At 67.8% G+C, this 14,258-nt stretch carries 15 protein-coding genes, 1 tRNA gene and 1 pseudogene; 7 read left to right on the plus strand and 10 right to left on the minus strand.

Translation table 11 applies throughout. The annotated features are described in order from the left end of the window. Together FMEAI12_RS10990 and FMEAI12_RS10995 are read left to right on the plus strand one after the other, a co-directional pair. Nucleotides 1-444, plus strand: a pseudogene (locus tag FMEAI12_RS10990) (hypothetical protein); the annotation flags it as partial. 284 nt (nucleotides 445-728) lie between these two features. Further along, nucleotides 729-801: transfer RNA gene (locus tag FMEAI12_RS10995), tRNA-Lys, on the plus strand. A gap of 159 nt (nucleotides 802-960) precedes the next feature. Here the strand turns inward: FMEAI12_RS10995 and FMEAI12_RS11000 are convergent. From FMEAI12_RS11000 to FMEAI12_RS11010, 3 genes are all read right to left on the minus strand, one after another. Continuing rightward, entirely contained in the window at nucleotides 961-2,184 is a 1,224-nt protein-coding gene (locus tag FMEAI12_RS11000; RefSeq protein WP_112105934.1) for a site-specific integrase, read from the minus strand. Next, nucleotides 2,184-2,393 (minus strand): hypothetical protein, encoded by a 210-nt coding sequence (locus tag FMEAI12_RS11005; protein WP_112105988.1) that lies wholly within the window; start codon nucleotides 2,391-2,393, stop codon nucleotides 2,184-2,186. The genes FMEAI12_RS11000 and FMEAI12_RS11005 overlap by 1 nt, the downstream gene beginning before the upstream one ends. A gap of 247 nt (nucleotides 2,394-2,640) precedes the next feature. Then, a complete protein-coding gene (locus tag FMEAI12_RS11010; protein WP_112105935.1) occupies nucleotides 2,641-2,940 on the minus strand; it encodes a hypothetical protein in 300 nt (99 codons plus the stop codon). A gap of 165 nt (nucleotides 2,941-3,105) precedes the next feature. Here FMEAI12_RS11010 and FMEAI12_RS11015 point away from each other — a divergent pair, with 165 nt between their 5' ends. Further along, nucleotides 3,106-3,294: an AlpA family transcriptional regulator gene (locus FMEAI12_RS11015; RefSeq protein WP_066071405.1), complete on the plus strand. Its 189-nt coding sequence runs from the start codon at nucleotides 3,106-3,108 to the stop codon at nucleotides 3,292-3,294. A 6-nt stretch (nucleotides 3,295-3,300) separates the two neighbouring features. On the opposite strand, the gene FMEAI12_RS11020 is transcribed toward FMEAI12_RS11015, so the two are convergent. The 6 genes from FMEAI12_RS11020 to FMEAI12_RS11045 all read right to left on the minus strand — a co-directional run bounded on the left by FMEAI12_RS11020 (nucleotide 3,301) and on the right by FMEAI12_RS11045 (nucleotide 7,890). After that, nucleotides 3,301-3,498, minus strand: a complete 198-nt coding sequence (locus tag FMEAI12_RS11020; protein WP_066071408.1) for a helix-turn-helix domain-containing protein — start codon at nucleotides 3,496-3,498, stop codon at nucleotides 3,301-3,303. Between the two features lie 30 nt (nucleotides 3,499-3,528). Next, nucleotides 3,529-5,223 (minus strand): replication initiator, encoded by a 1,695-nt coding sequence (locus FMEAI12_RS11025; RefSeq protein WP_112105936.1) that lies wholly within the window; start codon nucleotides 5,221-5,223, stop codon nucleotides 3,529-3,531. Then, nucleotides 5,223-5,459: a hypothetical protein gene (locus FMEAI12_RS11030; protein WP_112105937.1), complete on the minus strand. Its 237-nt coding sequence runs from the start codon at nucleotides 5,457-5,459 to the stop codon at nucleotides 5,223-5,225. The genes FMEAI12_RS11025 and FMEAI12_RS11030 overlap by 1 nt, the downstream gene beginning before the upstream one ends. After that, nucleotides 5,456-7,039, minus strand: coding sequence for an FtsK/SpoIIIE domain-containing protein (locus tag FMEAI12_RS11035; protein ID WP_112105938.1), 1,584 nt, complete (start codon nucleotides 7,037-7,039; stop codon nucleotides 5,456-5,458). The genes FMEAI12_RS11030 and FMEAI12_RS11035 overlap by 4 nt, the downstream gene beginning before the upstream one ends. A 153-nt stretch (nucleotides 7,040-7,192) precedes the next feature. Beyond that, nucleotides 7,193-7,483 carry a hypothetical protein gene (locus FMEAI12_RS11040; RefSeq protein WP_235013888.1) on the minus strand — a complete coding sequence of 97 codons (291 nt, stop codon included), beginning with the start codon at nucleotides 7,481-7,483 and terminating at the stop codon, nucleotides 7,193-7,195. After that, the gene (locus tag FMEAI12_RS11045) at nucleotides 7,480-7,890 is read right to left on the minus strand and encodes a plasmid replication, integration and excision activator (RefSeq protein WP_112105939.1); all 411 of its coding nucleotides are present in this window, start codon (nucleotides 7,888-7,890) and stop codon (nucleotides 7,480-7,482) included. The genes FMEAI12_RS11040 and FMEAI12_RS11045 overlap by 4 nt, the downstream gene beginning before the upstream one ends. Nucleotides 7,891-8,106: 216 nt before the next feature. On the opposite strand from FMEAI12_RS11045, the gene FMEAI12_RS11050 reads away from it, so the two are divergent. Then, nucleotides 8,107-8,523, plus strand: a complete 417-nt coding sequence (locus tag FMEAI12_RS11050) for a helix-turn-helix transcriptional regulator (RefSeq protein WP_195905950.1) — start codon at nucleotides 8,107-8,109, stop codon at nucleotides 8,521-8,523. A gap of 58 nt (nucleotides 8,524-8,581) precedes the next feature. On the opposite strand, the gene FMEAI12_RS11055 is transcribed toward FMEAI12_RS11050, so the two are convergent. Beyond that, entirely contained in the window at nucleotides 8,582-9,046 is a 465-nt protein-coding gene (locus tag FMEAI12_RS11055) for a hypothetical protein (protein ID WP_112105940.1), read from the minus strand. 357 nt (nucleotides 9,047-9,403) lie between these two features. On the opposite strand from FMEAI12_RS11055, the gene FMEAI12_RS11060 reads away from it, so the two are divergent. The 3 genes from FMEAI12_RS11060 to FMEAI12_RS11070 are packed head-to-tail and all read left to right on the plus strand — an operon-like array spanning nucleotide 9,404 to nucleotide 11,943. Then, nucleotides 9,404-10,387, plus strand: a complete 984-nt coding sequence (locus FMEAI12_RS11060; protein ID WP_112105941.1) for a helix-turn-helix domain-containing protein — start codon at nucleotides 9,404-9,406, stop codon at nucleotides 10,385-10,387. After that, nucleotides 10,374-11,570, plus strand: a complete 1,197-nt coding sequence (locus FMEAI12_RS11065; RefSeq protein WP_146776675.1) for a hypothetical protein — start codon at nucleotides 10,374-10,376, stop codon at nucleotides 11,568-11,570. The genes FMEAI12_RS11060 and FMEAI12_RS11065 overlap by 14 nt, the downstream gene beginning before the upstream one ends. Then, nucleotides 11,455-11,943, plus strand: coding sequence for a gamma-glutamylcyclotransferase family protein (locus tag FMEAI12_RS11070; RefSeq protein ID WP_112105942.1), 489 nt, complete (start codon nucleotides 11,455-11,457; stop codon nucleotides 11,941-11,943). Before FMEAI12_RS11065 ends, FMEAI12_RS11070 begins: the two co-directional genes overlap by 116 nt. Nucleotides 11,944-14,258 lie beyond the last annotated feature (2,315 nt).

A 14,258-nucleotide genomic window follows, 5' to 3' on the forward strand; every position in this document is an offset into this window, starting at 1 on the left:
CACGGTTCGTCGGGAAGGGGCCGATGGCGTCGCGGCCGTCCACGACCAGCTCCCACAGTTTCTCCGGGCTGTCCGCGCCCCCCGGCCGGCACCTACACGCTGCGCGGCGCGAACCACGGCACCGCGAAGATCGAAATCACCGAAACGCCCGACAAGATCGCGATCGACACGGTCTCGGTCACCTACACCGACTACTCCGACGACGGCGCCACCACCCTCAACGGCGCGGAGAAGGTGACCGTGACCATCCCGGCCCTCACCACGAGCAAGGTCGACTGGTTCTCCGACCTCACCCAGACCGGCGCCACGAAGGCCACCAAGAAGACCAGCCCCGACGGCTTCCACCTCACCATCGACGTACTCACCAACATCTTCGGCGCGACGGGCACGCTGACGACCACCATCGACGGCAAGGCCTACCGCCAGCCGGCGAACGGCATGTAGCAGGCAGGGCGCCCTCCTACGGGGTCGGGCCTGCGCCGGCACGCAACCGCCGGCGCAGGCGCCGACCCGACCCGACCCCGGCAGCTCGGATCCCGGACGACGATGGACGTCACGGGCATCTCGGATGCCCTGCCCGCTCCAGGTCCTGCCGGTCTCCCTGGCCTCCAACGACCTGAGCCAGGCAGCACCGGACAGATCGACATGAACCGGACCGCGACCCCCCGCGTCAGTACCTCCGTGGAGCTGGTAAGGTTGTCCACGTCGCCGCGGGAACGCGGAGGCACGCGCCGCTAGCTCAATTGGCAGAGCAGCGGACTCTTAATCCGCGGGTTCGGGGTTCAAGTCCCTGGCGGCGCACCCGTATCTACCAGGTCTTATGACTCTTGGTAGTCGTTCTTAAAAGGGTTCTGTACCCACTTTTGTACCCCAGACATTCCGTGCCCTGACGGCAAACGCCCCGGGCGCCGCAAGGTACACAGCCATCCCGGGGCGTCGCCCGTTCACTTGGGTACACGGTCAGCCCGCGAGGTCCTCCCCGTCCGCTTCGTCGGCGTCGGCGTCATCGCCGGCATCGTCGCTGAAGATCCGGTCGAGCCGGCCGACCGCGTCGCGCTGGGTCTCCGGCATCACGTGCGTGTAGGTGTTCATGGTGAGCTGGATCGTGGAGTGCCCGAGCAGCTCCATCACCGTCCGGGCCGGGACGCCCTCAGCGAAGAGCATCGAGGCGAAGGCGTGGCGCAGGTCATGCAGCCGCAGCCACGGCAGTCCCGCCTGACGGCGCAGCACGTCGAACCGCCGGTTGACGTTGCGCGGCTCCAACGGCGTGCCGATCGACGAGGTGAAGACGAGCCCGGTCTCCGTCCATGCCTCACCGAGCCCGGTGCGCTCCGTGGTCTGGGTGGCCCGGTGCCGCCGCAGGATCGCCACCAGCTTCGGAGGGATGGGCAGCCGCCGGTGGGACCGCTCCGTCTTCGCCGGGACGAACATCAGCGAGCCGTCGACCCGCTGCAGGGTCTGGCGGACGTGGAGGGTCGCGCCGTCCAGGTCGACATCGGCCCAGCGCAGGCCGAGAATCTCTCCACGGCGTAGCCCGAGCATCAGGCCGCACGCGAACACGGCTTCGAGCCGCTCACCACGGAGCACCTCGACGAGCCGGCGCGCCTCTTCCGGCCGCAGCGCCCGGACCTCACGATGCGGGGTGGGTGGCGCCTTGACCGCCTTCGCCACGTTGCGCGCCACCAGGTCCAGCCGCTCGGCCTCCGCCAGGGCGTTGCGGATCAGGCTGTGCACGTGGCGGACGCTGCCGGCCGACAGGCCCGACTTCTTCGCCGAGGCGACGAGCCGCCGGACGTCCAGCGGAGTCAGCTTGTCGAGCTGGACACGGCCGATCACCGGAACGATGTGCGTGTTGATCAACCAGCGGTACGCCCGGAGCGTCGACGCGCGGGTGCCGTCGCCCTCCTTGATGTCGAGCCACTCCCCCAGCCAGACCGCGACCGTCCGGCGCTCAGCCGTCACGTTGACGCCGAGTTCGGCCGCGCGCTGGACCTTGGTGAGCTTCTCGCGGCATTCCTTCTCGGTCTTGCCGTAGACCGTCTTGCGGGAACGCTTTCCGTCCACCCAGCCGAGATCGGCCCGGCCGACCCACAGGCCGTCACTCGCACGCTGGAACAGGGCGCCTTCGCCCTGGGAGCGCCGCCGCTTCCGCCGGTCGTTCCCGGCCCCGTCCCCCGCGGCCATCACTCGCCGTCCAGGGGGTTGCCGTCGGGCCATTCGATGTTGTCGCACCAGGCGCAGCCGTACCGGCTGTCGCCCATGTCGCAGGCGAACTTGGACTCTCCCTCAGGCTGCGGGTAGATGCGGCCCTGGTCCGCGCGGGCACGGCCGAGATGCTCGCGCAGCGCCTGCTGCAAGCTCATGGTCGGAGGCTTGTCGTTATCCGTGGGCATGACAAACACGGCTCCTTGCCGAAGAACGGGTCAGGTGCACGCGGGCCGCGGGTGGCGTCGCCCGGTGCGGTTGGGTTTCCGTTCTCTGGCGCTGGGATGGTCTGTCGGGGCGCCGGCCGCGTCCAGGGCGCTGCGCGTCGCTACGCGATCGGCCTTCGGCCGACCCTGGACCCGTCCGACACCCCGACAGCTTCAAGCGCCACCAGAGAACGGAAGAAAAATGGGGGTAGAGCAGGCAGAACAGCCGCTACGGGCGGGGAACGCCCGCCGCCGCCGGACCCGTCAAGGGGTTCCAACCGTCCAGGACCGTTGCCGAAAGACCAGGCACCCGACGGAACGCGAGGACCGCGTCAACGTCGCCGAAGTGCTCGGTGAAGAAGGCGTCCACGGGCAGCCCCGCGAGGATCGCCATCAGGTCACCAACGTCCGCACCGGGACGGACGAGCAGCTCATAGCCGGTGTCGGTGGAGCGCACGGAGACGAGGGCAGATCCGCCGTCGCCGGGGGTGCGCCAGGCGCCGAAGCTGCCAGACGGGAAAATGGGCATAGGGTCTCGCTCCTGTCATGAGCAGGGTGGGATCTCAGGTCCCGGTTTGGGTGTTGGCGCACCCGCCGGGACCGCCTATATCGACTGGACGACCGTCCAGCGACGCCAACGGTACATGGCGCCTGGACGGTCGTCCAGTAGTCTGCGGTCATGGGACAACCGCTCATGGGTGCGGCGGAGATCGCGCAGCGGCTAGGGGTGGGCCGGACAAGGGTGAACCAGCTCCTGAAGGAGGACCCGACCTTCCCGAAGCCGCATGCCACGCTCGCCGCAGGCCACATCTGGCAGACCGACGACGTCGAAGCCTGGATTGCCGAACATCGGCCCGAGCTTCCGCCGGCCGCCGAGCGGTAGCACGCCTCATGCCGCCGCACCGTGGCCGACGTCGAGGCCCCGCAGCCGGGTCACGTAGGCGTCGAGCGCGGCGCGCGGGATGCGCCGGGACCGGCCGACGTGCACGGATTCGATGACGCCCGCGGCGAGCAGTTCGTACACGGTGCTCCGACTGAGCGCGAGGATCTCGGCGGCTTCGGCCGGTGTCACGAGAAGCTTGGTCATCCTTGCCTTCCAGACGATCGAGACAGCAGCTCAGGCAGCCTCGGCCACCGCCGGTGGGCCGGTTCCCGAAAGTCCGCCGGCCGTGGCAGAGCGGGCCGCGTCGAGCTGTGCACGCCAGGCATGGCGTTGCGCGACCGCCTGCAACAACAGGTGTTCGCGCCGAGGGGCAGCCGGGTCACCGGGCCGGAGCAGCGTCCACACCGTCCGCGCCGGGTCGGTGCCGGTGGCCGCCGGGCCGGTCGCCACCTGGCCGAGGGCTTCGAGCTGCTCCCGGATGAACGCGACCCGGTCGTGCTTGTGGTCGGTCAGGGTCTTGCCGGACCAGCGGCGCGAGACGAGCACCCGCCGGCCGCCGAACCCGAGGGTCTCCCGCCGGTGGGCCTTGCCCCGGCACCGCCCCGGGACGAGGCCCGGCTTCGGGTTGCGCGGCTGGACGCCGTAGCGCAGCCAGTTCGCGCAGGTAGGCGAGCACGGTTCGTGGCGCAGCGCGTCCGCGAGCCGATCGACGTGCCGACGCTGCGCGCCGGTGGTGACGGCGTGGCAGGCGTCGAGACTCTTCGTCAGGTACTTGGTCAGGTAGCCGATCATCCGGCCGGTGTTCGCGTTGTTCGCGGTGACGCCGTCCGCGCGGAGCTGTGGCCCGAAGCGGACGACGTGGGCTGGTTCGGCATCGTCGCCGATCGCGTCCACCGCCTCATCCCAGGTCGGGAGCGGCCGGGACGTGTCCGGGTCGAGGTAGCCGGCCGCGGTGTCGTCCCAGACCGGAAGGCACGTGTCGTCATAGACCGGCCGGTCGCACGACGGCCACCACACCTGGCTGTATGTCGCCGCCGCCACCTGGCGCAACAGGACCCGGGGCACGGTGCCGCGGATGGCCGCGTGCAGGTGGGGCGCCAAGCGTCGCTGCGGTTCGAGGGTGGCGAAGTACTGCACATCCCAGCCGACCGCGCGTCGGAGGTTCTGCCAGAACCGGTCGATCAGCCTCGGGAAGTGGATCGCGTCGCGGGCCGCCCGCCGGTAGTCGTACGAGGCCGGATCGACCGGGGTTCCCTCACTCGTGACCCGCCCGTACGAGTCGCAGGTCAGGGTCAGGAACATCGACGGCCGCCAGGTGGTGCCGTCCGTCGCTTCGAAGGTCCGCCCGACTGTCCGCTTGCCCACCGGGAGCCGGGGCAGGTCGGGTGCGTCCTGTCGCCGGCGGGTCGAGCGGACACGGCGCGGCCGATCCCGGTTGTCCGGCGCCGACTTCCCCCGCACTCCCAGCGCGTTGAGTTCCTCGTCCACCTGGCCGATGAGTTCGTCGATCTCAGCGACGCCGGCCGCGTCCCCGGCGCGCTCAGCGTCGAGCCGGACGGTTTCGAGATCTGCCCGGAAGCCCGCGAGGGTCTTCGCCTCCTCCGTGGGCGGGTCCGGGTCGGGAAGCGGTTCGTCGTCCAGGTGCCAGCCCGCCTTGCACTGCGCCATCCGCAGCCGCCGCGCTTTCTCCGCGCAGGTCGGGCACTTGCTCGCAAGGGTGGCGCCGCAGGGCACCGGGATGATCTCGGTTTCGCCGGTGTCGAGATTCGTCCGGCGCATCGCCATCGGCCGCACACACACGCCGTTCTCCATGGCGACCGCTTCCACGACCTGGCGAGCAAGCGGCATCCGCATCCGCGCCGCCCGCGAACCCGGACGATCGTCACGGCCGGCGGAAACGTCAGGGTCAGCCGAGGTGAGGCCAGTCATCAAGAGGTGAGGTCCTCCGAGTCGTCGAGGTCCAGGCGCACGCCGGCCGACGGACGAGCCGATGCGGTCATGAAGAAGGCGCAGCCGCAGGTGGTCCCGGGGCCGAGGTCTGCACGGCACCGGCCACGCCGGTGGGTGATACGCAGGTGCCCGCAGGTCGCGCAGACCGGCAGAACGGGCACCGGCGCGGCCGAGTCGAGCAGATCGTCAGGCATCCCGCCGGCCGGGCCGTTCACGCCACCTCACCCCACCAGGAGCCGTCGCCGGAGTGGTCCTGGTCGTGATCGTGGTCCGCCGAATCGTCGTCACGGTAGGGGTCGAGGTCCGGTGTCCAGCCGCCGCCGGCCGCGGGAGTGGGCCGGTAGGACCACACCGTCCGACTGATCTCGGTGTCGTCGATGAACGACGCCCGGACCCGGACCGGTTCGGGTTGTCCTTCGTGGAGCACGTAGCCCACCCCAGGCAGGGACACCGGGATCTCGTCCGCCCGCGCGCCCCGGTCACGGGCCCCGGAGCCGAGCACAAGATCGGCCTGTTCAGTTTCGGTCATCCGCAGCGCGACACGGACCGGGAACAGATCCCGGAACGGAAGCACCTCCTTGCGCGGGTCCTGCACCGCCGCCAGGACCACGACCCCAGGAGCCCGTCCCTGCGAGAGCAGCAGCGGCAGCGCAGCACCGATCCGCTTCTTGACCTCCCGGTCGGTGACGTAGGCCGTCAACGAGGCGATCTCATCGACCACCAGCACGATCAGCGGCTCGCCCGGAGTCGGGGTGTGGAGCCGAGTCACCCCGCGCAGCCGGGCCGTCCGGTCCTGCATCACCGACACCGCGTCGTCGAGGAGATCCGCGATCGCCTCAGTGGTGGTGGCAAACTGGGTGAACAGCGGCTCACCGAACGCGAGTTCCATCCCGCCCTTGGGATCGCAGACCCACAGCTCGACGAGGCCGGCACGCACAGCCGGGCCGAGACCGCGGATGACCGACCACAGCACCGAGCCCTTACCGGCACCGGTGGCCCCCGCGATGAGCAGATGGGTTCCCCGCACGGGCAGGGTCCAGGGCTTGCCGTCCTCCCGCCGGCCGACCGGAACGGCCGAGAGGTCCCCGACGAGACGGTCAGGTTCGCCGGTCGCCGTGGCGTCGCCGTCCGGGTCGTGGTCGATGACCGGGCCCGACGGGTCGAGCCCGGCCGGTTCGACGGGGCTGGTCAGGGTGTCCCGGTGGTGGAAGTGCAACCGGACGAACCGGTGCGCCTCCGCCTGCACCTGGCAGCGCCGAGCCCGGAATACGTGCCGCAATCCTTCGGCCGCGTCCGCCCACTGTTCCGGTGTCTGCCCCGGGAGCAGTTCCACCCGCAGCACGTCCACGGCCCGGGTCGAGCGGATCGAACGGATACGCGGGAAGTACTCGTCGAACGTCACCTGATCGCCGTTCGACGCCGGCATGCGGATCGCCAGGCCCGAGTGCACCATTGCCGGCCGCCACCGCCGCCGGTACACGAACCCGAGCCGCACCCGGCCCCACACCCACCGGGCCAGCCAGCCGAACGACCGGGCGTGCAGACGCCGCCAGACCACTGCGGCCAGGACCAGGGCGACGAGCAGCGCCACCAGGCCCAGCGACCCGAAGCGGCGCGTGAACAGCGCCAGGCCAAGCGCGACCGGCACCGCCACCCGGTGCCGCCAGCACCAGCGGACCCCGAGTACCAGCCCCTTGCCCGCCACCGCGAACAGCAGCATCCACATCGGGACCCGCATCTTGTCGGGCCGGGACGGAATTCGGGGCATTCCCCGGTCGCCGTTGATTCTGGACATGACAGATACCACCTGTTTCAGAGCGCACGAAACCAGGAGTCGAAAGAAAGGGGAGGTGAAGGAAGGCGGGGCGGGCCCGGAACCGTCCGCCCGAACGAAGGGTTCCGGGCCGCCTGACGTGAAGGAGAACCGCGGAGCAGCTATGCGGAGCGGCTACGCGGCGAGATGCCCCGGCAGTTCGGCCGCATCCTGAGCGGCGAACCGGAAACGCTCGCATTCAATTAGGTAGTCGTTCACCGCGGCGAGCAGGGCGTACGCGAAGTCGACCTGATCCGAGGTCACCGCGCTACCGGCCGCCGAGACGGACAGCGTCATCCGGCCCGTGTGGACGGAGAGGATCGGAGGCTTGTCGGGGTAGGTGTGGCACCGGGTCGACCAGTCCGAGCCCACGTGTAGCCCCAGGTGCGTCGACGAGCGCAGCCCGTCCATCTCGCGCCCGCTCACGCCGCCACCCCCGGGTTGGTCCGCCGAGCCGGACCGACCGGCCGCATCACGCCCGCCCGCAGCGAGAACGCCACCCGCGGCTGCGACCCGTTGGTGTCCACGTACGGGACCACCACCAGGTGTTCGAACATCACCGGCCGGAACGGGAGACCCGGCAGGTTGTCCGGCAGGACCGGCGCCACCTCCCCGAAGATCTTCACCTTCAGTTCGGCTTTCCGGGCCGCCGGGTCCGCGTCCAGGACCCGCACCGACCACACCCGCTCGCCGGTGTCCTTGTCCCGAGCCTGGACGTCCGCCGCCTTCTCCCTCACCTTGTCGAAGTCACTCGCCGCCTCCACGCCCAGCACGAACGCACCGTGCGGGAACACGTCCTCAAACCGCACCGGAATGCGTTGCGGAACCGCCACCGTGCCACCTCCACTCGCCTTTACCCGGAACCAACCGTGCGTTCCGGCTGACGAGATACACGATCCACCGCTCGGCAAGCGCGTATCAACCGTTAACCCAGCTTTGTATGTAGCCGTGACATGGGCGCCATGCAGGCGCTCATAGGTTCATGCCAAGGTGATATGGCATGCCGGTATGGGTCCTGGCGTCGTTTTGCGGGCCGCTAATATGCGCGCATGGCTGACCGGAGAACCCCGGTGTACCGGGCCCGCGGGCCCGTCAACGGCGAGGACTGGGCCGCCGTCGCGTCAGCGCTCAACGAGCGGATGGCGCGCCGTCGCATCGGTCAGCAGGAGCTCGCCCGCATCTCGGGGGTGTCCGTGTCGACGCTGCGCGAGCTTCAGCACGGCGCCGGCCGTCGGGTGCAGAACAAGACCCTCGTCGCGATCGCCCAGGCGCTGGAGTGGCCCGACGATCACCTGATCCAGGTGCTCGTGTCAGAGCCACCGGTCGCCGGCACGCCCGGAGAGCCCACGGGCCGGGAGATCCTCGCCGCTCTGGCCCGGGTCGAGGAGCGGCTTACCGAGATCACATCGAGGCTCGCCGCCGTCGAGCAGGCCGTCACCAGAGCGGACAGCCGGACGCCGTCCTGAGACGACGATGGGCCGGACCCCCCCGACGAGGTCCGGCCCATCGCGACTCTTCGTGCTGTCAGTCCTCCAGTGCCGAGGGACTCCACGCCCGTGGACGCCGACGCCGCCGGATCACCTGCCGGCGCAGCGCATCAGCCATGTCCGCCTTCCCCGCGTCGTACGCCCCGCGTTCCCCCTCAGTCATCCAGCGCCGGCCGTTGTCCTCCCCGACCGACGCCGGGTCGAGTTCGAGCATGGAGCGCAGGAACGAGCCCGGCAGCTGCCGCCGGGACAGCCGAATCCCGGACGCTTCGTAGACCAGGACCGTGTCCACGTCCCCGAAGGACTCGACGAAGCGCAGGCCAGAGGGCATGTCCGCCATCGCCGCGTACAGCGCCTGCGCCGATGAGCCGGCCGGTACGACGAGCGCCCAGGCGTCCGCGCCCCACGGCAGCAGGCCCACGCCCGGTTCCCCGTCCGTCTCGCAGGAGCCGCTGGCCCACGTCATCGCGAACCCCCGGACCCGCCGCGAAGATCCGTCCATGTCTGCTCCGTCATGTCCCATCGCACCCGCAGCGCCCCTCATCCGCTCACGTCGCCTCACGGCCTGGACGCCACCCCGCCCCGCGGAGATCCCGACTCGACGCGGAGCGGGGTGGCCTGCGAACAAGACTCGTCCGCATCCGATGCGTCACGAAACGTCAAGTTGGCAAGGCACGGTGTGCATGGAATCCGGGCGGTTCACCGCCTGCCGAGTGGCTGTCAGGCGCCATCCGAGCGCCAAAGCGTCAGATCAGCGGCGAACCACCCATACCAAGGTGGCATGGTGGCATTAGGCTCTGCGTAGCGACCTGACCACCCGCTGACCCTGGCTGTCGGCCCGCACCCGAGGAGATGGCGGATGGCCCAGCCCGCCCCTCCCTACACCGTCTCGCCCGATCTCCTGGCCCGCGAGGAGTTCCGCGCCGCCTGCGAGACCCTGGACTTCCAGGCGATCTTCCGCCTGATGCGCAAGTACGACGGCGCCAGCCAGGACCGCGTGTCCTCCCCCGTCCGCGGCCTCACCCAAAGCCGGGTCAGCCGGGTCATGAGCGGCGAAAGCAACATCACCTCACTCGACCTGGTCGAGCGCATCGCCGACGCGCTACGCATCCCGGGCGCCTTCTTCCGACTCGCGCCCCGTCCCTGGGAAGCCGAGACGACCAGAGCCGACGCGCCGCCCTCCCCTGCCCTTGCAGGCATCGGCGACCATCACCGCGCCAGCGCCTACGCGACCACGACCGCGGGCGTGAGCATGCCAGCGCCCCGCGAGCCGGCCGGAGACGTCGAGGACCGCAGCCTGACCATCGACATCGAAGTTGCCGAAGACGGATGGGCCACGCTGACCTACCGCCATGAGCTGTACAACGGCACGGCGACGCCGTTCACCAGGCTCAACAGGGAGCTGTGGTTCGAGACCACCAACGGCCCGTTGCAGATCGAGTCCCTGCCCTCCCCCGACCGCAATATCATCATTCAGCGCGTCCACGACACCAAACTCAGCGCCCGCTTCGCCTGCCAGGTCTTCCCCGCCGTCCAGCCCGGGGAATCCGTGACCGTCGGCTACCGCAGCACCGGCGGACGGTTCGTCTACGACCACTACTGGCGTCAGTCGATCGTCCGCCCTACCGGCACCCTCACCATCCGGCTTCGCCACCAGGGCGTCACGTCGCTGACCCGATGCTCGGCGACCGAGGATAGGCCGGACGGGTCGGAGATCTCGGCGACCGAAGGTCTGTCCTTCGCCCGCGACGAGGCCGGAGTCGTCATCGAGCTGACCCGCCGGAACCTTCGACCGAACCAGTTCGTGACGCTGCGATGGGACACCGCGCATGCGTCTACGTGACGAGATTGAGCAGACGCTACGGGCATGGGACGCCTACGAGAAGACTCGGAAAGCGTCGCCGGTCATCGACTTCGACTGCGCGCCGACCCCGGCCAAGGTGACAGCGGCCCCGAGCCGCCTGGACGTTCACAGCACGCTCACCCAGCTCTACGAGCGCGCCGAGCGTGACGGCGACCAGGTCTGCGCCGAGCAGCTCCGCGCCCACCTGGCCTATCTCGGCGCGTTGCTCGGCGAGCGACCCCCACTCGACGACTACCTGACCGCCACCCAGGGATGTTCCGCGGCCGGATGGCCCGAGGAGTACGTGACGGCTGTCGGTGAGCGCGCCCGCACGGCTCTGGCCGAGGTCGGGGTTTCCTGGGATGCCACCACCGACCGCCAGCTACGCGACGCCGAAGGGCCGGTCGAGGCCACCGACGCACCCGAGATGATCCGGGCCGCCGCCAGCGAGGCAGAGCCTGCCGTCCGGGCCCTTGCCGAAACGGACGCCCCGTACACCCTGGAGATCACGACCGCCGACGTCGACGCCTACTGGGCCTACTGGCTCGACGGCACCGGCCAGGACGTACGTCTCCGGTTCAACTTGCGCAACGCGGCCTTCACCAAGGTCCGCCTACGCCAGTTCGCCCTACACGAGATCCTTGGGCACGCTCTCCAGAGCGCCAGCTACACCGCCACCGCCAGCCGGACCGACGTTCCGTGGCCGCGCCTGCTGTCAGTCCACGTGCCCTATCAGGTGCTGTTGGAAGGCATCGCGCAGGCCATGCCGCTGTTCGTCACCCCCGACGACACCGCCGTGACCACCCGCGTCCGCCTGGACCACTACCTACAACTCATCCGCGCCGACCTGCACCGCGCCATCAACGCCGGTGTACCGGTCGCAGACTGCGCGGACCACGCCCGCGCATGCGTCCCGTTCTGGACCGCGGACGCCATCACAGACATCCTCACCGACCGCGGAAACGACCCCCAGCTACGCACCTACCTGTGGGCCTACCCCGCCGGCATCGACTGGTTCGTCAACCTTGCCGACACCGCCGACACCGAAACCGTGGGGAAGGTCTTCCGTGCCGTCTACACCCAGCCCAGCACCCCGCACCAACTCACCCAGCTCTGGCCGACTGGACCCCGCATCAGCGGACCCGGCACCCCTCTTCGTCTACGGAAGCCTCCTCTTCCCTGACGTCCTCCGAGTCCTCATCGACCGCGACCCCCACCGCGTCCCCGTCACCGTCACCGGATGGCAGGTCATCGCCCTCCCCGAGCGGATCTACCCCGGACTCATCCGCGACCAGGTCGCCACCGCCACGGGACACCTCTTCGACGACCTCACCGAAGCCGAGTGGAGCACCCTCGACGCGTTCGAAGCCGACTTCTATACCGTCAGTCGCGTCGACCTGGACCACGGCCGCCATGCATGGGCCTACGCCTGCACCGAGCCCGCCGAGTTCCTCCCCGCCCAGCCGTGGAGCCCGGACGAGTTCGCCCGCGACCACCTACCCAGCTACGTGAAGCGTTGCACCGCATGGCGTCGCCGCCACGAGCAAGGCAGGTAGTCCGCACGTTGCCGAAACCCTCGTTCTTGAGATCAAGATCCGGTGCAGGCTGCGCCACGCGGCCGCCTGCGCGCGGCCGTGGACGGCCGTGCTTGCCGGGCGCGTCGCAACCAGCACTGATCCCTCAAATTTCGACAAGAAAAGATGGCAGCACAGAAACTACCTACTTTCCTTATTCCTTTGTCCGAAGTAAAATCCAACTACGGCCACCAGGAGCGTCCCAACCACCTGCATCACATCCTTCGCGAAAGTGTTACTCTCATCGCTAGGGTAGAGAATATCAATCGAGTAAGAGTTCGATTTTTGGTCATAGATCTGGCCAACGATTCTTTCCGCCGGAAAGTCTACAAGCTGTTCACGTTGAATGCGCTCTAGATGTGCCGACTGAGACTCGGCAGAGAATATGGAGCTATAAAGGAATGTCGACATGATCGCGAAAATTACGACGAGCATCAATGCTAGAACAGCTCCGACCGAGCCTTCCGGAAGACCGAGTGGTGACTCGCGGCTAACTTGAGCACCGACGAATCTATATACGAGCGCAGCAAGGGCAAGCGTGGTCAAGAGGACAACGATGCCGGAAATCAATAGGATCGGGAGTAGTAGTTGTGGAAACTGAGAAATTCGCAGGGGATCCTCGGCATTGGCCGTAAGCTCAATGTACGATCGCCAGATATATACTCCCCCGACGAGGCATACAAGAATTACGCAGGTCAGAAGAAATGTGATTAGGAGGACCGGCCCTCGCGATGGAGTAGTTTTCTCTTGCATGTAATTCTCCGGCGACATACGGAATTACAGGAAGGTCCGAGTAGCCATTAAGATGCGACAGAACTTCTTTGCGGTCCACCCTACCATTTCTCGACGGCGACCCGCTGTGGACGCATCCTTGGACCTCTAGTTAATATTCCGCTGCTGCTGGGGTCTGTCCACTACCGAGGTTGCAGTATGTTTCGCTATCAGTTCATTCTGATCTGCTACCGTGGCGTACTCTAAAGAGGAACCCGACCCCTGTGGGGTGTACTCCCTCTATACGAAATCGGGTTGGCGCTGGGGCCTCCGGCTGGTACGCCGCCGCCCCCGGAGATGGCGGCCTGCGACTCACCAACAAACGGTCTATCTCCTGTCGTACCGTATGTTTCTCCACTAGGTTCTTTCTGTCCCGAAGGCGTCGCTTCACCCTCGGGATAATAACAGGATGCACTGGCTGCACGAGACCCGGAATTACCGACTAGCGACCCACTTTCCACGCGAGAGCACTCTGTTGCAACAGGGCGATATGGGTTGGGAATTAGTGTATCGTTCCTCTCGGCCCTAGCGACCAGAGGTGTTGCTAGCACGATGCCGATGACCGCCGATATTAAAAATCCGTATCGCGAGGTTCTTCCAATGCGCATCCCTTAACTCCCATGTCCGCTTTAGGTCGAGACTTGCACCTTCGTGGAACAATCTTGCTTGTATTGCGTCAGCTTGTATTCCCGCACAATACCGATCAACACACGATTTCCATGGTTCTTTCGATTGTATGAGATTGGTGGATAGGGGGCGGATCGTCGTGGGCGATGTGATCCAGAGTCCCCAACGGTGGCGCAGACCTGCCCGCTGGCGACAGTCAGGCCGGCTGCCGGCAGCGGACCCCGTGGATGAAGCGAGTAAATTACGTAATCAGAGGGTTTGACACTTCGCCCCTTGACCTCACGTCGGTGCACCCATCGTTGCACCCGAGCCCGCAGGTGCCGGCAGACCGCCTTGGACACGGGCGGAGGTAATTACTCAGATCGAGGCGACGCAGCGGACGGTTGCGGACATCGGCGGACGAAGCGCCCGCTCTCTCTTAATGTAGTCCAAGGGCCGAAGCGTCGGATGAGCGCTCGTTTACTACCACCAGCAGGGCTACCAGAAGGCAGTTGGACCGCAACTGCAGTGGACGCTCATGGACGCCGGTAGACGTCGCCGGGCCCGCACCCTGAACTGATGGACGTCGGTGGAAGTTCGTGGACGGCGCGCCGAGGGCTGCGGAGCGTAGGGCTTGGAGCGACCTCTCGACGGGAGACCGAACCGGACCGGGGTTCCGGATGCCCATATCCGAATTAACAGTCGCCGGCGTTGATCGGCCACGTTCGGGATGACCTTCGGCCTGCACCAGTCGGCGAATGCCTCCCCACTCGCCGGCACGCGGTAGAGGGAACCAGCCCGTTCGAGTCGGGCCAGTTGGGGTCCGACACATACCTTGCTCTTCGGTCGATGCAGCCAGGCGACCGTGTACCCACTGCTGTACCCGCTGCTGTACCCGAGCCGGCGGACATCGGTGGACA

This window comes from Parafrankia sp. Ea1.12 (genome assembly GCF_900465275.1).
Classification (GTDB): domain Bacteria; phylum Actinomycetota; class Actinomycetes; order Frankiales; family Frankiaceae; genus Parafrankia; species Parafrankia soli.